The organism is Bradyrhizobium sp. CCBAU 53351, from assembly GCF_015291745.1.
GTDB lineage: Bacteria > Pseudomonadota > Alphaproteobacteria > Rhizobiales > Xanthobacteraceae > Bradyrhizobium.
In genome coordinates this window covers 1,148,334-1,165,979 of record NZ_CP030059.1, presented here as the reverse complement: position 1 = coordinate 1,165,979, position 17,646 = coordinate 1,148,334, and the positions used below count along the sequence as shown (strand labels likewise).

At 65.9% G+C, this 17,646-nt stretch carries 18 protein-coding genes; 8 read left to right on the top strand and 10 right to left on the bottom strand.

From position 1 onward, the window contains the following. Positions 1-651: 651 nt before the first annotated feature. From XH83_RS05560 to XH83_RS05530, 7 genes are all read right to left on the bottom strand, one after another. Positions 652-987 carry a GYD domain-containing protein gene (locus XH83_RS05560; RefSeq protein ID WP_194406043.1) on the bottom strand — a complete coding sequence of 112 codons (336 nt, stop codon included), beginning with the start codon at positions 985-987 and terminating at the stop codon, positions 652-654. A gap of 327 nt (positions 988-1,314) precedes the next feature. After that, entirely contained in the window at positions 1,315-2,331 is a 1,017-nt protein-coding gene (lpxK, locus tag XH83_RS05555) for a tetraacyldisaccharide 4'-kinase (RefSeq protein ID WP_194406042.1), read from the bottom strand. Next, positions 2,324-3,670 carry a 3-deoxy-D-manno-octulosonic acid transferase gene (locus tag XH83_RS05550; RefSeq protein ID WP_194406041.1) on the bottom strand — a complete coding sequence of 449 codons (1,347 nt, stop codon included), beginning with the start codon at positions 3,668-3,670 and terminating at the stop codon, positions 2,324-2,326. Before XH83_RS05550 ends, lpxK begins: the two co-directional genes overlap by 8 nt. Further along, positions 3,633-4,346 (bottom strand): lysophospholipid acyltransferase family protein, encoded by a 714-nt coding sequence (locus XH83_RS05545; RefSeq protein WP_194406040.1) that lies wholly within the window; start codon positions 4,344-4,346, stop codon positions 3,633-3,635. The genes XH83_RS05550 and XH83_RS05545 overlap by 38 nt, the downstream gene beginning before the upstream one ends. Further along, positions 4,343-4,585 (bottom strand): DUF4170 domain-containing protein, encoded by a 243-nt coding sequence (locus XH83_RS05540; protein ID WP_194406039.1) that lies wholly within the window; start codon positions 4,583-4,585, stop codon positions 4,343-4,345. The genes XH83_RS05545 and XH83_RS05540 overlap by 4 nt, the downstream gene beginning before the upstream one ends. Positions 4,586-4,647: 62 nt before the next feature. Further along, a complete protein-coding gene (locus XH83_RS05535; RefSeq protein ID WP_194406038.1) occupies positions 4,648-5,457 on the bottom strand; it encodes a 3'(2'),5'-bisphosphate nucleotidase CysQ in 810 nt (269 codons plus the stop codon). Further along, entirely contained in the window at positions 5,444-6,832 is a 1,389-nt protein-coding gene (locus tag XH83_RS05530) for a TldD/PmbA family protein (RefSeq protein ID WP_194406037.1), read from the bottom strand. Before XH83_RS05530 ends, XH83_RS05535 begins: the two co-directional genes overlap by 14 nt. Positions 6,833-7,097: 265 nt before the next feature. Between XH83_RS05530 and XH83_RS05525 the strand changes: the two genes are divergently transcribed. Next, positions 7,098-7,616, top strand: coding sequence for a DUF6101 family protein (locus XH83_RS05525; protein WP_194406036.1), 519 nt, complete (start codon positions 7,098-7,100; stop codon positions 7,614-7,616). 111 nt (positions 7,617-7,727) lie between these two features. Here XH83_RS05525 and ubiA read toward each other — a convergent pair whose 3' ends face one another. Together ubiA and XH83_RS05515 are read right to left on the bottom strand one after the other, a co-directional pair. Then, complete coding sequence (gene ubiA / locus XH83_RS05520) at positions 7,728-8,666, bottom strand: 4-hydroxybenzoate octaprenyltransferase (RefSeq protein WP_194406035.1); 939 nt, start codon at positions 8,664-8,666, stop codon at positions 7,728-7,730. Next, positions 8,663-9,325: a hypothetical protein gene (locus XH83_RS05515; RefSeq protein ID WP_194406034.1), complete on the bottom strand. Its 663-nt coding sequence runs from the start codon at positions 9,323-9,325 to the stop codon at positions 8,663-8,665. Before XH83_RS05515 ends, ubiA begins: the two co-directional genes overlap by 4 nt. 211 nt (positions 9,326-9,536) lie before the next feature. On the opposite strand from XH83_RS05515, the gene XH83_RS05510 reads away from it, so the two are divergent. The 6 genes from XH83_RS05510 to XH83_RS05485 all read left to right on the top strand — a co-directional run bounded on the left by XH83_RS05510 (position 9,537) and on the right by XH83_RS05485 (position 15,503). Continuing rightward, a complete protein-coding gene (locus XH83_RS05510) occupies positions 9,537-10,307 on the top strand; it encodes a 16S rRNA (uracil(1498)-N(3))-methyltransferase (protein ID WP_194406033.1) in 771 nt (256 codons plus the stop codon). A 121-nt stretch (positions 10,308-10,428) separates the two neighbouring features. Continuing rightward, the gene (locus tag XH83_RS05505; RefSeq protein WP_194406032.1) at positions 10,429-11,580 is read left to right on the top strand and encodes an ATP phosphoribosyltransferase regulatory subunit; all 1,152 of its coding nucleotides are present in this window, start codon (positions 10,429-10,431) and stop codon (positions 11,578-11,580) included. A gap of 3 nt (positions 11,581-11,583) precedes the next feature. Beyond that, complete coding sequence (gene hisG, locus XH83_RS05500; RefSeq protein ID WP_194406031.1) at positions 11,584-12,561, top strand: ATP phosphoribosyltransferase; 978 nt, start codon at positions 11,584-11,586, stop codon at positions 12,559-12,561. 99 nt (positions 12,562-12,660) lie between these two features. Next, a complete protein-coding gene (locus XH83_RS05495; RefSeq protein WP_194406030.1) occupies positions 12,661-13,707 on the top strand; it encodes a glycosyltransferase family 2 protein in 1,047 nt (348 codons plus the stop codon). Beyond that, positions 13,704-14,549, top strand: coding sequence for a ChbG/HpnK family deacetylase (locus tag XH83_RS05490; RefSeq protein ID WP_194406029.1), 846 nt, complete (start codon positions 13,704-13,706; stop codon positions 14,547-14,549). The genes XH83_RS05495 and XH83_RS05490 overlap by 4 nt, the downstream gene beginning before the upstream one ends. Before the next feature lie 126 nt (positions 14,550-14,675). Continuing rightward, a complete protein-coding gene (locus XH83_RS05485; protein WP_194406028.1) occupies positions 14,676-15,503 on the top strand; it encodes a DUF2076 domain-containing protein in 828 nt (275 codons plus the stop codon). Positions 15,504-15,575: 72 nt separating this feature from the next. Here XH83_RS05485 and XH83_RS05480 read toward each other — a convergent pair whose 3' ends face one another. Further along, complete coding sequence (locus XH83_RS05480) at positions 15,576-16,403, bottom strand: L,D-transpeptidase (RefSeq protein WP_194406027.1); 828 nt, start codon at positions 16,401-16,403, stop codon at positions 15,576-15,578. A gap of 315 nt (positions 16,404-16,718) precedes the next feature. Here XH83_RS05480 and XH83_RS05475 point away from each other — a divergent pair, with 315 nt between their 5' ends. Further along, a complete protein-coding gene (locus XH83_RS05475) occupies positions 16,719-17,504 on the top strand; it encodes a protein phosphatase CheZ (RefSeq protein ID WP_194406026.1) in 786 nt (261 codons plus the stop codon). Positions 17,505-17,646 lie beyond the last annotated feature (142 nt).

Genomic DNA, 17,646 nt, shown 5'->3' with positions numbered 1-17,646 from the left:
TCTGTGAACGGGCTCATATCGAAGCGTCATCTGGACGGCTACGTTCACCAAGAAAATTCGCGGCGGAATATCAAGCCAAACGATGGGGATGATCATGCCCGCCATATTAGAGTTGCTCTATCGTGAATATTGTCGCGCCCGTCTTGCTGAAATGCGGAAACAGCTTCTGATCGCGACTGAACGCGCTCAGGCTCCGGACGCGGATCATCATCCTGCAGATCGGGGGGACGATGACAAGATGGACATACATCGCAAACCCGATTACCGCGCGCCGCACTGAAGCGGCCCGACGACGTGCAACCTCTCCCGCGTAGCAATGACCAAGCAATTGGCAACAGTTTGGGAGCCTGCAATGAATACACCCGAATACTATACTGTCATGGTGGCCTGCCTCTCGTGCCTGACCATTATCGGAATGATGGCCGCTGGGGCGTGGTGAGCATAACTGACTGCTGAAGCACGATCGCCGCGGAGAACCGCGGCCGCTGGCAAGCACGTTCAATCCGACCCATGGCACCGGACGCAGCACGCATCGTATTACATCGTCCGTCGATGGACGCCAGACCTTCGGCTTGCAGACGTGATTGATCCCTTGATGTGAGCGTTGCCGCCGCCTGCGACGCCTGCGGCGGCTTCGCTCGAGATCCGGAGTCAGCCTCCGGGCGGAGTATATGAAGCACGCAGCTTCGCCGCGTTCTGGCGGACCTGCTTGATCTCGTCCTGCGTGAACAACCGGGTCAGCTTCACGTTCTGCAGGGTGCCTGCCGTAACGGTCAGTCCGGAAATGGCCGGAGCCACGCCCGGATCAGGCACATCGAAAATCACCAGAACGCCTGGGCCGTCGGCCGCAACGCTGTACATCGAAATCAGCTTTCCGCCGGCGGCTTCAATGAGCTTCCTGGCGGCCTCCTGGCGATTGGTCGTGGGATTTTCCAAGATAGCGTTGAGCGCGCGTGGTGTGTATTGTCCGGTGAGGCAAAAATGCATGGCATGTTCTCCTCTGAACTCTTAGCAATACCTCTTCATGCCGTTCCGAGCTGGTCGTTACGGCCGTCGCACCTGAAATGATGAAGATACATGCCCGCCGTGGGCATAAACGCCGCCGATAATTTCCGGGAGTTCGGCACGTCCCGGTGACGGCTCTCATGAAAGGCTACATCAACTCCCGGACGTGCGGAAGAGACTTTGTCGCCCGCGACATGACAGCTCGGTTCACACATCGCATCGCGCCAATTCATTCGCCATCACACGTTGCGTTCGCGCAGGAAAGCGCGAGGCGCAATCTTCGCGGAATAGCCTTGCCTCCCTACGAGATCATCGCCTGCCGAATCTTCGCTCGCGCGCCTTGTAGAGCTGGTCGCCGATCAACTGGCGCAGCGCGTCGGGATCGTCGAACTCGAGATGGACGGCGAACGGCACGATGTCGTCAGGCACGCCCTCTCTGCCGCGCAGGCGTGCGAGATCTTTTTCCGTCGTCACCAGCGTGAGCTGCTCGCGCAGGGCCTCCGCCGCGAGGGCTGCGATCTCCTCGCGCGAGAACATGTGGTGATCGGCGAAGGCGCGCGTGCGCGCGACGTCGATGCCGCCAGCGCGAAGGGTACGGAAGAAGCGTTCGGGATCACCGATGCCGGCGAAGGCGAACACCTTCCGGCCGAGCAGTTGCGCGAGCGAGCCCGCATCCGGCTTCAACCGTGCGCGCAGCTCGGGCTTGTTGCGCTTGGCGAGCTCAGCGGCGACATCGTTGGCGGCGCGGCCGTCGCCGATCAGCACCAGCGCGTCGGTGCGCGCAAGCTGGGCCTGCAGCGGCGCGCGCAACGGGCCTGCCGGGAACACCTGGCCGTTGCCGAGGCCGCGCTCGCTGTCGATCACGATCAGCGAAGCATCCTTGAGCAGGCGCGGGTTCTGGAAGCCGTCGTCCATCAGGATGACGGTGGCGCCTTGCGACTTCGCCAGCGCAACACCGTCGACGCGGTCGCGCGCGACCACGACCGGGACGTCGCGCGCCATCATCAAGGGCTCGTCGCCGACATCGGCGGCGGTGTGACGGTCGCGGCCGACCATGACGGGGCCTTTCAGGCGCCCGCCATAGCCGCGGCTGAGCACCACAGGCGTTTCGCCGAGCCCGCGCAACAGCTTCGTCAGCGCCAGCACGGTCGGCGTCTTGCCGGCGCCGCCGACATGGTAATTGCCGACGCAGATCACGGGGATGCCGGCATCCTTGCCCTCGCGCAGCATGCGCCGTTCGGTGATCGCGCCGTAGAGCGCGCCGAGCGGCCATAACGCATAGGACGGAAGAGAACGTGGCCGGTACCAGAAGGCCGGCTCACGCATTGGCGGCCCCCATCTCGATGCGCAATTGCAGCAGATAGGGCTCGAGCGCCGTCATGGTGCGATCCAGTGCGCCGCCGAGCCGCTCGACCACGCCGGTGCCGGCGCGCTGCATTGTCTCGCGCAAAGCGGGATCGGCCAGCAGCTGGCCGAGCTGCTTGACCAGCGCTTCCTGATTATCGGCCTGCCGCGCCGCGCCGCTCGCATCGAGCGCCTCGAACACATCGGTGAAATTGAAGACGTGCGGACCATGGACGATGGCGGCGCCGAGCTTGATCGCCTCGATCGGATTCTGTCCGCCGTGGCGGATCAGCGACCCGCCCATGAACACGATCGGCGAGAGGCGGTAGAACAGGCCGAGCTCGCCCATGGTGTCGGCGACATAGATGTCGGTGGTCGCGCCCGGCAGTTCTTCGCGCGAGCGCAGCGCCGGCGTCAGGCCGGAGGCCGTGATCAGGCCAGCGATCGAGGAGCCGCGATCGGGATGCCGCGGCACGATCACCGTGAGGAGCTGCGGGAAGAAGCCGACGAGGCTGCGATGCGCGGCGACCAGCATCTCGTCCTCGCCCGGATGGGTCGAGGCCGCGATGATAATCGGCCGCCCGCGCGTCATCGCCATCAGCCGCTCGAGCTTGGCGAGATCGGCCGGCGGCGCCGGCACGTCGAGCTTGAGATTCCCTGTCGTGGCGACGTCGCGGCCGCCGAGCGCGGCGAAGCGCTCGGCATCGATCTTCGACTGCGCCAGGCAGATGTCGAACCGCGACAGCAGCGCCGAGATGGTGCCGTGCATGCGCCGCCAGCGCGGGAAGGAGCGCGGCGACATCCGTCCGTTGATCAGCACCATCGGCACGCGGCGCGCGGCGCCCGCCAGGATCAGGTTCGGCCACAGATCGGATTCGATGAACAGCGCCAGCGACGGCTTCCAGTGATCGAGGAAGCGCGCGACATAACGCGGAGAATCATACGGCACGTATTGATGGATGACGTCGGGCGGAAAGCGCTTGGCGACCACCGCGGCCGAGGTGACGGTGCCCGAGGTGAGCAGGATGCGCAGATTGAGATCGCGCAAACGCTCGATCAGCGCCGCCGCGGCCAGCACCTCGCCGACGCTGGCACCGTGGATCCAGACCAGCGGGCCGTGCGGCCGCACGTCCCGCGACAGACCGCGCCGCTCGCCGACGCGCGCGGGATCTTCCTTGCCCTGCTTCAGCCGCCGCTTGATCAGCGCGGGCGCAAGCGGCACCAGGCCGGAGGCCAGGCGCCGGTACATCCGCAGCGTGATCGGCAACGCAATGGGCAGCGATTTAGGCATCTTGAGGCCCCGGACGGCCGAGTTGCGCATAGGCGCGCCGGGTCGCCTCGTTCAAGGTCTCTTCCAGCTCCAGCCGCAGCGCTTCCATCGTGGCGGCATCCGCATCCGGTGGCACGTGGATTTCCTTGATGCCGACCAGGACGCCCCGCCCGAACGGCAGATTGATGGTGGTGCGGTCCCAGTTCTTCAGCCGGATGAAGCGGCTGGTCGCCATCGCGAAAGGCATGATCGGCCGCCCGGATTCCCGTGCCAGCATGATGATGCCGAGTCCCGCCACGCGCGCGCGCTTGGGGACATCGGCGGTCAGCGCGACATTACAACCGTCCTGCAGCGTCCGCACCATTTCCTTGAAGGCGCCGACGCCGCCTTTGCGGTGGAAGGCGCTGCCATGATCGCCGGAACCGCGGATCAGGCCGATGCCGAGCCGCTCCACCGCGATGGCGTTGAACTCGCCGTCGCGATGCCGGGAGATCAGGACCTTGGCCCGGTAGGAGTGCTTGTTCTTGATGAAGGGCGTGAGGAAATGCTGGCCGTGCCAGAACGCGAAGATCGCCGGGATCTGCGGCTCGACGATGTCATAGACATCGGGCGGATCGAACGTGAACTTGTTGGTGCGCCAGACCAGACGCAGATATTCGGCCGCCAGAAATCCGACGGCACGCTGAAACCAGCTGCTTCGCAGCGTATTGCGAAGCAGTTTTTTCAACGTGCCGGTTCTTGATTGGGGTCGAGCAGCCGATGGAGATGGACGATGAAATAGCGCATCTGCGCATTGTCGACCGTGCTCTGCGCCTTGGCCCGCCAGGCGGCGTGGGCGGTCGCATAATTCGGGTAGAGGCCGACGATCTCGACGTCGTCGAGATTCTTGAAGACGTTCTGCTCGAGATCGACGAGCTCGCCGCCGATGACGAGGTGGAGCAGTTGTTGCTGGGCACTATCTGGCATGAGTTCTGTTCCTAGCGGGCGGCCCGGCAAAGCAGTGTTCGACGAGCACGACGACGGGCGCTTCAGGCCAAGGGGCGATCTCGAAAATGCGCGACAATGCCCGCATGACGATCGCGCCCCGCTGCCACCAGCACCCCGTGCGCCACTTCCCGGCGGTTATAGAGGATGGGTTCTCCGGAGAGGTCGCTCATCCTACCATCGGCTTCCTGCACGATCAAATCGGCCGCCGCAAGGTCCCAATCATGGCTGTTGCCGCCCGCAAAAGCCGCATCCAGCGCGCCATGGGCGACCCGGCACAGGCGCAGCGCCAGCGAGCCGATTCGCGGATGCAGCTGGATGTCGCCGAGCGAGGGCTTCAGGCGCTCGACCAGGGGTTTCGGCCCGGCGACGCGGGCGAAGTCCAGCTCGGCTCCGCCCGTCGCCCGCACCGGGACGTCGTTGAGCGTCGTGCCGCGTCCGCGCGCGGCGAAGAAGAACTCGCCGCTCACAGGCGCGAACACTGCACCGAGCACGGGCGTTGCATCCTCGACCAGCGCGACGCTGACGCACCAATCGTCATGGCCGTTGAGGTAGTTGCGCGTGCCGTCGATGGGATCGACGATCCAGGTCAGCCGCCGCGACAGCCGGGCTGCGTCGTCGGCGCTCTCCTCCGAGAGCCAGCCATAATCCGGCGTCGCACTGCGCAAGCGCGTTTCGAGGAGATCGTTGACGGCGATGTCGGCTTCCGACACCGGCGAGGATGCGCCCTTGATCCACTTCTTCAGCTCGGTGCGGAACATCGACTGCGCCAGTGCGCCCGCTTCCCGCACCGTGTCCTGCAGCAGCGCGGCATCGCGGGTCAGGATCGTGTCGTTCGCGTCAGCGTCCGCCAAGCGTCAAGCCCTCGATGCGCACCGTCGGCGCATTGATGCCGTAGCGGAATTCGAGATTGTTCGCCGGCTGCATCGACTTGAAGATCTCGAACAGATGGCCGGCGATCGTCACCTCGCTGACGGGATAGGTGATCTCGCCATTCTCGATCCAGAAGCCGGAGGCGCCGCGGCTGTAATCGCCGGTGACGCCGTTGACGCCCGAGCCGATCAGATCGGTGACGTAGAAGCCCTGCTTGATGTCTGAGATCAATTCGGCCGGCGTCGGCGTGCCGGGTTCGAGATGCAGATTGTAGGGGCCCGGCGAGGGCGAGGAGGAGACGCCGCGATGGGCATGACCGGTGGTGGAAAGGCCGAGCTCGCGCGCGGTGGCGCAGTCGAGCAGCCAGGTCGTCAGCACGCCCTCGTCGATCAGCGCGATCTTCTTCACGGCGACGCCTTCGGCGTCGAAGGTCTGCGAGCGCAGGCCGCGCTTGCGCAGGGGATCGTCGATGATGCGGATGTTCTTGGCAAACAGCTGCTGGCCGAGCTTGTCCTTCAGGAAGCTGGTCTTGCGCGCGATCGAGGCGCCGTTGATGGCACCGACGACATGGCCGACCAGCGAGCCGGCAACGCGCGGATCGAACACCACGGGCACCTTGCAGGTCTCGACCTTGCGCGGGTTGGAGCGCGCCACCGTACGCTCGCCGGCGGAACGGCCGACGACCTCCGGTGACAAGAGGTCGGCGGCATGCGGCGCCGAGGTGAAGTCGTAGTCGCGCTCCATGCCGGTGCCATCGCCCGAGATGGCGGTGGCGGAGATGCCCTGGCTGGAGCGCAAGTAGGAGCCGTGGAAACCGGTCGAGGTGACCAGCACCATGCCGCCCATCCCGGCGGAGGCCGAAGCGCCGCCGGATTTCGTGACGCCCTTCACGGCGAGCGCGGCGGCTTCGGCCGTAAGCGCGCGGCGCTCGAGCTCGCTGGTCGCGGGAATGTCGGGATCGAGCAGGTCGAGATCGGGGAAGTCGCGCGCGAGCAGCGCGGGATCGGCGAGGCCGACATATTTGTCGTCGGGCGCCACGCGCGCCATCGCGACCGCGCGTTCGGCAAGCTTGGTGACGGCATCGCCGCTGACGTCGTTGGTCGAGACCACCGCCTGGCGCTGGCCGACCAGCACACGCAGGCCGACATCGTCGCCCTCGGAGCGCTCGGATTCCTCGACGCGTCCGTCGCGCACCTCGACGCCCTGCGAGACGCCGCGCACGGCGACCGCATCGGCCGCGTCTGCGCCCGCGCGCCTGGCCGCCTCGACCAGCCGCTGCGCGAGATCGGAGAGCGCGGACTGGTCGAACAGGTCGCGATTGGCTGTGGTCGAGCTTGCGGATGGTGAAGAGTTCACGAACGAAATCCTGTTGGGGCGGGGGTTCGGGACCGGAACCCACAGATGTGCCCTGATCGCGCGGACTTCAAGCATTTTCAGCCCGCCAAAAGCTCAGATTCGCACCATCGGCGCAACGTCTCGTCAATCATGCGTGCCAAGGTCTTGTCAATCATGAGGAGCAGTGACGGTGGGTTAACCAGCCTTTTTAAGCGGTTTCGGAGGGGCGCACGCTAAGGTCCTCGCATCGACCGGGAACATAATCCCGGCGGGGAGAACGAAAGCCGTGAGGCGTCAAACAGCAACATGCGGGGTCGCTCCCGCCGGGTCGAGCCGCTCTCTGCGGCTCGACCCTCTTTCCCTCCCGGTCCGCTTCGATGCGCACGATCCGCGCGCCGACGGATACACGAGGCAGATCGAGCTTCATCGCGAACGTGTCGTGCTGCGCCGTGCCGTCCGCGGCATGCAGATGGCGATCAACGTCCGCGTCAGCGACTTCACCGGCGTCGCGCTGCGCGGCAATGACGAGGCGCAGGCCCTCGTCCTCGTGCATCGCGATCCCTCGTTGTCCGTGCCGCTGCTGGTCGGGGCCGATGGCGACGAGCTCAATGAAGCCTGGGCGATCTGGAGCGAGATCTTCGCGCTGCCGCAGCTCGACGAAGGCGCGCGCAAGCCCGCCGCCCGCCGCCGCCGCGCCAATGCGATCCGCGCCCGCCGTCCGAAATTCCTGATGCGCCGCCGCGTCGCGATGGCGCGCGAGCTCACCGTTCATCGCGAAGAACGCGAGATCATCGCGCGGAATTGAGCGGCAGTCACAATTGCCGCAGGGCGGGTTAGCCGTAGCGTAACCCGCCTCTTTGCGTTCTACTCGGACAGAATTTGGCGGATTGCGCTTCGCTGATCCGCCCTGCGCATCCTACGAGAGCTGTGCCCGCATCGCCGCGTCCGCGAGCAATCCCGCGAACAGCAGCAGGCCCGCATATTTGTTCGACTTGAACAGCCGCAGGCACAATTCGGGATCGTCGATCCGCAAGCGCATGATCTGCCACGCCAGATGCGCAGCGAAGGCGGTGAGCCCGAGCCAGGCCGGCCAGCGCGCATCGCCCGAGGCCAGCGCGATGCCGATCAGCATCACCGCGACGCCATAGAACAGGATCAGCGCCTGATGCGTATGGGCGCCGAACAGGCGCGCGGTGGATTTGACACCGATCAGCGCGTCGTCCTCGGCGTCCTGATGCGCATAGATCGTGTCGTAGCCGATCACCCAGGCGATCGAACCGGCATAGAGCACCAGCGCAGTGACGTCGATGCGTCCGAAGGTGACGGCGAAGCCCATCAGCGCGCCCCAGGAGAAGGCGAGCCCGAGAAAGACCTGCGGCCACCACGTGACGCGCTTCATGAAGGGATAGATGGCGACGACCAGGAGCGAGGCGATGCCGGTCATGACGGCAAAGTGGTTGAACTGCAGCAGCACGACCAACCCGACCAGCGCCAGAGCGACCAGGAAGGCCAGCGCCTGCGTCACGGTGATCTGCCCCGCAGGCAGCGGCCGCGAGCGGGTGCGCTCGACCTTGTCGTCGAGATCGCGGTCGGTGATGTCGTTCCAGGCGCAGCCCGCCCCGCGCATCGCGAAGGCACCGATGAAGAACAGGACGATGGTCAGCGGCAGGCCGCGGACGTCATGCGCCATGCCGCTCGCGAGCGCTGCCGACCACCAGCACGGCATCAGCAGCAGCCAAGAGCCGATCGGACGATCGAAGCGGGACAAGCGGAGGTAAGGCCGCGCCCATTGCGGCGCGCGTGTATCGACCCAGTTGCCGGTGGAATCGGCAACGCGGGCGGATGTGTCGCTCATCGGGTGAGGACGTTGCCGTTGAGTGTGTCGAAGGTGCTACCGCCCTTCTTGCCGGCATTGGCCTCAGGCGCCGAGCCAGAGCCCAGCACCTCGCTCAGCGACGGGCCTGCGGGGCGCGCCTGCTGCTGCTGCATCTGCGTCGCGACGTTGCAGACCTTGGTCGCCATGGCCTCGGTGTTCTTGTGGCCGTCCTTCATCTGCGCGCCGACCTGCGGCGGGATTCCGCATTTGGCGGCGTGCGTGTCGATGTACTTGATCATCTTCGACTCGGCCTGGCTGAAATTGCGGATCAGCTTGCAGGCCTCGTCAGGCGGCGCGTGACGGTCGCTCGCGGCCTTGATCAGCTTGCCGCGCTTCTCGGCCTCTTCGCGCAGGGGCATGAACGCCTTCATGCAGTCCTCGCCGGGACCGGCCTGCGTCGGCGGCGCCGCGCTGAAAGCACCAGCGCCACCGATCGGGGCGGCGCCGTTCACGGGAAATGACGATTGCGGAGCCGCACCGACCGACGCGGTCGGCGCCGCACCGTTCACCGGCGGAAACGCCGAACTGGCGGGAGCCTGATTGGGCAGCGGCGCCGGGAACGCGCTTTGCGCGTAAGCACCTGAGGCAACCATGGTGACCATGGCCGCAGCGATCGGAACCATCAAACGACGGATCATCAAGAAATTCTCTCCGGCAGGAGCTGACGGGGTCCGGCGTCTTCCCAATAGAAGCGCAACCAGCGTGCTCGCGATTTTACGATTCCCGCCGGCGCTTAACAACCCGCCGAATAGGGCAAGAGCGCGGCGCGCCGACGCAGCGGTTCGGCAATATTTACCCCCGGAAGGGCTGCTTTCGGTTAATAACGGCGCCAAATCGGACTTTTGAACGATGCCCGCCCACGATTTTCGTGCTCCCCGCCTGTTCGTCGACGCCTCCCTTGCCCAGGACGCCAGGGTCGCGCTCGACCGCGACCAGAGCAATTATCTCGGTAACGTGCTGCGGCTCGCCGCCGGGGCCGAGGTTTTGGCCTTCAACGGCCGCGACGGCGAGTGGCAGGCCGCCATTGAAGGCCGCAAGCGGCCGGACGGCCTCGTCATCCTCCAGCAGACCCGGCCGCAGGACCGGCTTGCCGACCTCGCCTACGTCTTCGCCCCGCTGAAGCATGCCCGGCTCGACTACATGGTCCAAAAGGCCATCGAGATGGGCGCCGCCGCCCTGCAGCCGGTGCTGACCCGGTTCACCCAGGCCTCGCGGGTCAATACCGAGAGGATGCGGGCCAATGTCGTCGAGGCGGCCGAGCAGTGCGGTATCTTGAGCATCGCCACCGTCGCCGAACCGGTCGCTTTGGAGCGCTTTTTGAGCCAGCGCCCGGCCGACCGGCTGCTGATCTTCTGCGATGAGGCCGCGGAAGTCGAAAACCCGGTCCAGAGCCTGCAGGCCGCCCGCGAGGCCGGCCAGGGGATCGACGTCCTGATCGGCCCCGAAGGGGGCTTCGCCGAGGAAGAGCGGGCCCTCCTGCTGCGGCAGCCCAAGATCCTCCGGCTGGCCCTGGGTCCCCGGATCATGCGGGCCGACACGGCCGCCGTGGCGGCGCTGGCGCTGGTCCAGGCGGTGCTGGGCGATTGGGGCGGCCGGACCACCGAAGCCAAGTCCAGCTGATTCCCCGTTAAGCGATTGATCCTTTGGAGGTCGAAACCGCGCATCGGCCATGCTAAGGGCTGCGCAATTCTTGTCCTTCCCCTTGCCCTGCCCGGTTCCACCGGGATGATGGACCCCTGTTATGACCGCGACTGCCACCTCAAATGCTGCCGGCTCCGCCGCCTGGGCGGATACGCTGCTCTTGTCGTTCGCGCAGGCCGGCTATGTCAGGGCCGAGCCGGCGATCCTGCAGCCGGCCGAGCCGTTCCTCGACCTCTCCGGCGAGGACATCCGCAAGAGCCTGTACCTGACCACGGACCTCACGGGCGAGGAGCTGTGCCTGCGCCCGGACCTGACCATTCCGGTCGCCCGCGACTACCTCGCCTCCAGCCGCGCCGGCCAGCCGGCCGGTTTCAGCTATCTCGGCCCGGTGTTTCGTTACCGCAGCGGCCAGGCCAGCGAATTCCTGCAGGCCGGCATCGAATCGTTCGGCCGCCAGGACCGCGCCGCGGCCGATGCCGAGACGCTGGCCCTGGCGCTGGAGGCGACCGCGGCCTTCGGCGTCCGCGACGTCGAGATCCGCACCGGCGACGTGGCGCTGTTCAACGCACTGCTCGACGCGCTCGACCTCTACCCGGTCTGGCGCCGCCGCCTGGTCAAGGATTTCAACCGCAAGATCAGCCTGGAGCAGGATCTGGAGCGGCTGGCGGCCGCGACCACCGCGACCCGCAGCGAATATGAGGGCGTGCTCGCAGCCCTCGCCGGCTCCGACCGCAAGGCCGCGCTCGCCTTCGTGACCGACCTGATGTCGATCGCGGGCACCACCAATGTCGGCGGCCGCACCACCGCCGAGATCGCCGATCGCTTCCTCGAGCAATCGACGCTGAAGGGCGGCGCGCTGTCGCGCGAAGCGATCACCGTGCTCAAGCGCTTCCTGTCGATATCGGGCAGCCCCGACGATTCCATCGCCGCGCTGCGCGCGCTCACCAATGATGCCAAGCTCGACCTTGCCGCGGCCATCGACCAGTTCGAAAGCCGGGTCGGCTTCATGGCCGCGCGCGGCATCGACGTGAAGCAGGCGCGCTTCTCGACCGCGTTCGGACGCGGCCTCGACTATTACACCGGCTTCGAATTCGAGCTGCATCACCGCGGCAACGGCGCCGAGCCGCTGGTCGCCGGCGGCCGCTATGACGGGCTGATGACCCAGCTCGGATCGTCTGAACCCATTCCCGCGGTCGGCTTCTCGGTCTGGGTGGATGCGCTGACCAGGATCGGCCGCAAGGTGGGAGCTTAAGTCATGAGCGCGCCATTCGTTCTGGCCGTTCCCTCCAAGGGCCGCCTGCAGGAGAACACCGAAGCCTTCTTTGCCCGCGCGGGCCTGAAGCTGTCGAAGGCCGGCGGCGCGCGCGACTACCGCGGCACCATCGCCGGCCTCGACAATGTCGAGGTCGCCTATCTCTCGGCGAGCGAGATCGCATCGCAAGTGTCGCGGGGCGTCGCGCATCTCGGCGTCACCGGCGAAGACCTGGTGCGCGAGAACATCGCCGATGCCGACAACCGCGTGTCGCTGATCGACGGGCTCGGCTTCGGCTATGCCGACGTCGTCGTCGCGGTGCCGCAGGCCTGGATCGACGTCCGCACCATGGCCGATCTCGACGACGTCACCACCGGCTTCCGCGAGCAGCATCACATGCGGATGCGGGTCGCGACCAAGTTCGTCAATCTCACCCGGGCGTTCTTCCAGACCCACGGCATCACCGATTACCGCATCGTCGAAAGCGCAGGCGCGACCGAAGGCGCACCTGCGGCCGGCAGCGCCGAGCTGATCGTCGACATCACGACGACCGGCGCGACGCTTGCCGCCAACGGCCTGCGGGTGCTCGACGACGGTATGATCCTGCGCAGCCAGGCCAATCTCGTGGCGTCGAAGGACGCGGACTGGTCGCCGCAGGCCCGCGAGACGGCGCGCGTGATCCTCGATCACATCGCGGCACGGGCGCGGGCCAACAAATACCGCGAGGTCCGCACCCGCTTCCGGCAATGCGACGCCGCCCTGCTCGGCGAGGCCCACAGCCGGTTCGGCGTCGAGGCCCCGTTCGGCGGACCGACCTCGTCAGGCATGCTGACGTTGCACTGCCCACCGGGGCAGCTCTATGCACTGGCGAGCTTCCTGCGCGAGCATGGCGCCGAGACCGTCTCGGTGGTCTCGCTCGATTACGTGTTCGACCGCGAGAACCCGCTGTTCGCAAAGCTCGAAGCGTTCCTGCGGCGGTGAGCCCAGGTCCGCTCGGCTTTTTCGTTCAGCTTTGCGACAGCAAACGGCAGCTACCATATGCTGTTGAGATGACTTAGACCGCCTCTGGAACCTCGACCGATGACGCTGGGCTCTGACGTATCAGGCATGACGACCAATGCGGCCAGCGCCGCCGCGAAGGGACTGTCGATCGTCGTCCCCGTCTTCAACGAGGCGGCCGGCCTCGGCGCCCTGCATCAGCGCGTCTGCGATCTCGCAAGAGTTTTGCGGGAGCGCTACCGGCTGTCTTGCGAGATCGTCTATGTCGACGACGGCAGCAAGGATGCGACGCTGGCCATCGCACGCAGCCTGCCGGCAGATGCGATCGACGTCCAGGTGGTGTCGCTCTCGCGCAATTTCGGCAAGGAGGCGGCGTTGATGGCCGGCCTCGACCACGCCCGGCTCGGCGCCGTCATGTTCATGGACGGTGACGGCCAGCATCCGCCGGCCCTGATCGAACAGCTGGTGCGGCACTGGATCGAAGACGGCTATGACGTCGTCTACACCGCCAAGGCGCATCGCGACAACGAGACCTTCCTGCGCCGCGTCGCCGTGCACGGCTTCTATGCGCTGATCAATTGGGGCGCACGCCAGAAGATTCCCGAGGACGCCGGCGATTTCCGCCTGCTCTCCCCGCGCGCGGTCGCAGCCCTCAGGCAATTGCCCGAGCGCAACCGCTTCTTCAAAGGCCTCGCCAGCTGGATCGGATTCCGCCAGATCCGCGTCGATTACGAGCCCGCGGCGCGCTCCCATGGCGTCACCACCTTCAACGCCGCAAGCCTGCTCGGCCTGTCGATCGAGGGCCTGACCTCGTTTTCGGTGGCGCCCCTGCGCTTCGCCAGCCTGCTCGGCGTCATCCTCGCCGGAGGCGCCTTCCTGTTCGGCCTGTCGATCCTCTGGGAGGTGCTCACGACCGGCAAGCAGGTGCCCGGCTATCCCTCGCTCGTGATCGGCCTGATGACGATCGGCGGCGTGCAGCTCATCATGATCGGCATCGTCGGCGAATATATCGGCAAGATCCTCTCCGAGCTGAAGGCGCGCCCGATCTACTTCGTCGCCGAGCACAGCGAGAAGCGCTTCGAAACCGACAAGGCTGACGACGCCGCGAAGAGGACGGCGGCCGAATGAGCGAGGCCGCGGACCTGCGGCGGATCTGGCTCTGCGCCGACGATTACGGCATCAGCCCGGGCGTCAACCGCGCCATCCGCGACCTGATCGAACGCGGCCGCCTCAACGCCACCTCGGTGATGATGGTGGGCCCGGCGATCGAACGCAGCGAGATCGAAGCGCTCCAGGCGTCCGCGGCAGCGAGCCCGCGCTGCGCGATCGGATTGCACGTGACGCTGTCGGCGCCGTTCCGCCCCCTCACCATACATTTCCGTCCGCTCGACGGCGACATGTTCATGCCGTTTCCGAAGCTGCTGCGCGCGGGCGTCTTGCGGCGGCTCGATCGCGAATTCTTCCGCAACGAGGTGAAGGCGCAGCTCGCCGCCTTCACGGAGGCGTTCGGCCGCGCGCCCGATTTCGTCGACGGCCACCAGCATGTGCAGCTTTATCCGCAGGTGCGCGACGGCTTCGTCGATGCTGTCGTAGATGGCGCGCCGAACGCCTGGGTGCGCCAGGGCGGCCGCGACCTGCCGCTCAAGCAGCGGCTGGCCTCTCCCAAGGCCCTGGTGCTCGATGTGCTCAGCACGCAATTCCGCCGCCGCGCCGGCAGCGCCGGTCTGAGCTTCAATCCCGGCTTCGCCGGCGCCTATGACTTCGCGCGGGCGACCGATTTCGGCGAGCTGATGCGGCAGTTCCTGGAAGGTCTGCCGGATGGCGGCCTCGTGATGTGCCATCCCGGCTTCGTCGACGACGTCCTCGCCGGACTCGATCCGATGACGGATGTCCGCGAACGCGAGCAGGCCTATCTCGCGAGCGACGCCTTCCCGCGTCTGCTGGCGGACAGTGGCGCCACGCTGAGGTGACAAAGGCGGACAGCAAGCCGCAGAGGCAGCTTGTCGCATACCGAAATTTAATCCGGCCGGCACTGTTGGGGCCACAATGGAACCCTACATCTGCCTCGCGCTTGTTTTGCGCGAGGGAGATTGATCATGACGCCGCAGGAACGCCAGCTCGTCGACGACCTGTTCGACCGGCTTTCGAAACTGGAAAATGCACCGCGCGATCCCGACGCGATCGCCGCGATCTCCGACGGGCTGCGCAAGGCGCCCGGCGCGGTCTATGCGCTGGTCCAGACCACGTTGTTGCAGGACGAGGCGTTGAAGCGCGCCCATAACCGCATCCAGGAGCTGGAGGCGGCCCATGCACCCGAGCAGGCACAGTCCGGCGGCTTCCTCGACACCATGCGTGACACGCTGTTCGGCGGAGGCCCCTCGCGCGGCTCGGTTCCGAACGTGCCGCCGCGTGAGCAGCGGCCTGTCTGGAACACCGGCGGAGCAATGCAGCAGGGCCAGCCGGGTTACGGCGCACCGCCGCCTTATGGACAGGCCTACGGCCAAGGTCCGGGCCAGGGTTATGGCGCTCCGCCCGTCGGCGGTGGCGGCGGCTCGTTCCTCGGCACGGCGGCGGCGGCCGCGGCCGGCGTCGTCGGCGGCTCGCTGTTGCTCTCCAGCATCCGCGGCATGATGGGCGGATCGCACCAGCAAGGTTTCGGCGATAGCGCTGCGCTCGGTGACCGCGGCGCTGGTGGAAGCCCCTGGGGCGGCAGCGACCAGTCCGGCGGCTCGCTCGCGCGCGATGCCGGTCTCGACGACATCGGCTCGAACCGCGAGTCCCGCCAGGGCTTCTTCGACCAGGCGTCGAACGATCGGAGCAATGACAACAACGATCAGAACTACGACAACGGCGACGGCAATATGGACATGGCCGACGACAGCGATTTCGGCGGCGACGACGATGGCGGCAGCGATTACGCGTAAGTCGCGGTTCTTTTAAAAAACAACGGCCGCTGATGAGGCGGCCGTTTTCATTTCGAGCGTCTTACTCAGGGTTCACATCACCACGACCTTGGTGCCGACATTGACACGGCCATAGAGGTCGATGACGTCCTCGTTGCGCATGCGGATGCAGCCGGAGGAAACGTTGGTGCCGATGGTCCAGGGCTCGTTGGAGCCGTGGATGCGATAGAGCGTCGAGCCCAGATACATCGCGCGGGCGCCGAGCGGGTTCTCGGGGCCGCCTTCCATGTGCCGGGGCAAATCGGGGCGACGGGCGATCATCTCCGCCGGCGGCGTCCAGTCCGGCCATTCGCGCTTGGCCGTGATCGACTTCACGCCTGACCAGGTGAAACCGGGGCGCCCGACACCGATGCCGTAGCGCATCGCCCGGCCGTTACCCTCGACGAGATAGAGGAACTTGTTCGGGGTATCGACCACGATCGTGCCGGGAGTTTCCTTGCCGCTATAGTCAACGAGTTGTTTCTCGAATTTCGGATCGAACTGACGCTGCCGCGGATCGACCGCATCCTGCTGCAGTCCGCCTTGCTGATATCCGCCTTGCTGATATCCGCCCTGCATCTGCAGCTCGCCCATCGGCGGCAGACGGCGCTGATCGTAATAACCCGGCTGCTGCTGATACACCGGCCGCTCGGGCGCGTAGGCCGGACCGCGGCCGGGACCATCACCGAACAGGAACTCGATGAAGCCGCCGCCCATGTTGGCATTGGAGGCGACGCGCACCGGTGCCGGCGGCACCTGCGGCGCATAGAGCACCGCGGGCGGATCGTTCGGCACGGTGTTGTCGAAGGCGCTGGCGTCGTTCGCGCCGGCAATGAAGGTGCAAGCGCTGGCGAGCAGCGCGACAGGCATTTTCTTGAACATCGACGTACTCTGTACTGTTTCGTCTAGATCACATGCGTCGTGGAAGGCGCCTGGCTGATCCGCCGCCGCGACGTGGTCAATAAAAAGCAAAAGCCGTTTTGTTTGGTAAACGGAACGCGGGTTTGGATTCACCACGTCGTCAGGCGCACGGCAATTTGGCGATCAGCGTTTATTTTCGATGAACGCGGCGCGGCCATGGTTAATCGCTTCTTTGCACGGCGTCGCGCGAGCCCGCACAACAGTTCCTGCTGTGAACTTCGTGTTAAATCGCTTCTGCCTACAAAGACGCGTGAGTGAGGTGGGGGGAGTATCCTGATGGCTGTTCACCGCAAACGTTTTCGCGTTGAGGATATCGCTGGTGGCGAGATGCCGATTTTGGACGTAACTGAAGAGGCAATCCCGATGCATAGCGAGATCATGGCCGAGCTACGTGCGATCCGCGCCCAGATGGCGAAGGGCGTCGTAGCGGCACCGCTGTCCGGCAGCGCGGCCATGGCGGCGATCGATGCCTCCACCGCCCACGAGCTTTCCGAAGCCCGCACCATGCTCGAAACCTATCGGGCGCAGATCGAACAGTGCGAGAAGCTGAAGGTCGAGCTCGACCTCATTCACGACGCCATCGATCGCACCAAACGCGAGATCGCGACGCTGCACGGCAAGAGCTTCGACGGCGGCGAGATGGCCAAGGTCAATGGCGAGCTCGGCGCGGTGGTCGGCGGTACCGAGCAGGCGACCCAGCAGATCCTCGAAGCCGCGGAATCGATCGACCAGGCCGCCAGCGCGATGTCCAAAGTGGATTCGATCGACCAGCAGAAGCGGCTCGCCGACGACATCCAGGAACGCGTCATCTCGATCTTCGAAGCCTGCAACTTCCAGGACCTGACCGGCCAGCGCATCAGCAAGGTCATGACCACGATGAAGTTCATCGAGCAGCATATCAATGCGATGATGGACATCTGGGGCGGCGTCGACGCCATCAAGTCGCATGTGCCGGCCCCAGTCGACAATCGCACCGAGGACGAAAAGCTCCTCAACGGTCCGAAGCTCTCCGGCGACGTCGGCCACGCCTCGCAGGACGACATCGACGCGCTGTTCGACTGAGCGGACGGGATACGGAAAAGCGAAACGCCGGCCCTGGGGGCTGGCGTTTTTGCTTTTGGATCCACCATCTCCGCTGTCATCGTCCGCGAAGGCGGACGATCCAGTATTCCAGAGACAGCAATGATTGAGCCGAGAGGCCGCG

Bases quoted from the DNA above. Each gene is read 5' to 3' on its own strand.
- XH83_RS05560 (WP_194406043.1), bottom strand. From the start codon at position 987: ATGCATTTTTGCCTCACCGGACAATACACACCACGCGCGCTCAACGCT.
- lpxK (WP_194406042.1), bottom strand. From the start codon at position 2,331: ATGCGTGAGCCGGCCTTCTGGTACCGGCCACGTTCTCTTCCGTCCTAT.
- XH83_RS05550 (WP_194406041.1), bottom strand. From the start codon at position 3,670: ATGCGCAACTCGGCCGTCCGGGGCCTCAAGATGCCTAAATCGCTGCCC.
- XH83_RS05540 (WP_194406039.1), bottom strand. From the start codon at position 4,585: ATGCCAGATAGTGCCCAGCAACAACTGCTCCACCTCGTCATCGGCGGC.
- ubiA (WP_194406035.1), bottom strand. From the start codon at position 8,666: ATGAGCGACACATCCGCCCGCGTTGCCGATTCCACCGGCAACTGGGTC.
- XH83_RS05515 (WP_194406034.1), bottom strand. From the start codon at position 9,325: ATGATCCGTCGTTTGATGGTTCCGATCGCTGCGGCCATGGTCACCATG.
- XH83_RS05510 (WP_194406033.1), top strand. From the start codon at position 9,537: ATGCCCGCCCACGATTTTCGTGCTCCCCGCCTGTTCGTCGACGCCTCC.
- XH83_RS05505 (WP_194406032.1), top strand. From the start codon at position 10,429: ATGACCGCGACTGCCACCTCAAATGCTGCCGGCTCCGCCGCCTGGGCG.
- hisG (WP_194406031.1), top strand. From the start codon at position 11,584: ATGAGCGCGCCATTCGTTCTGGCCGTTCCCTCCAAGGGCCGCCTGCAG.
- XH83_RS05495 (WP_194406030.1), top strand. From the start codon at position 12,661: ATGACGCTGGGCTCTGACGTATCAGGCATGACGACCAATGCGGCCAGC.
- XH83_RS05490 (WP_194406029.1), top strand. From the start codon at position 13,704: ATGAGCGAGGCCGCGGACCTGCGGCGGATCTGGCTCTGCGCCGACGAT.
- XH83_RS05485 (WP_194406028.1), top strand. From the start codon at position 14,676: ATGACGCCGCAGGAACGCCAGCTCGTCGACGACCTGTTCGACCGGCTT.
- XH83_RS05480 (WP_194406027.1), bottom strand. From the start codon at position 16,403: ATGTTCAAGAAAATGCCTGTCGCGCTGCTCGCCAGCGCTTGCACCTTC.
- XH83_RS05475 (WP_194406026.1), top strand. From the start codon at position 16,719: ATGGCTGTTCACCGCAAACGTTTTCGCGTTGAGGATATCGCTGGTGGC.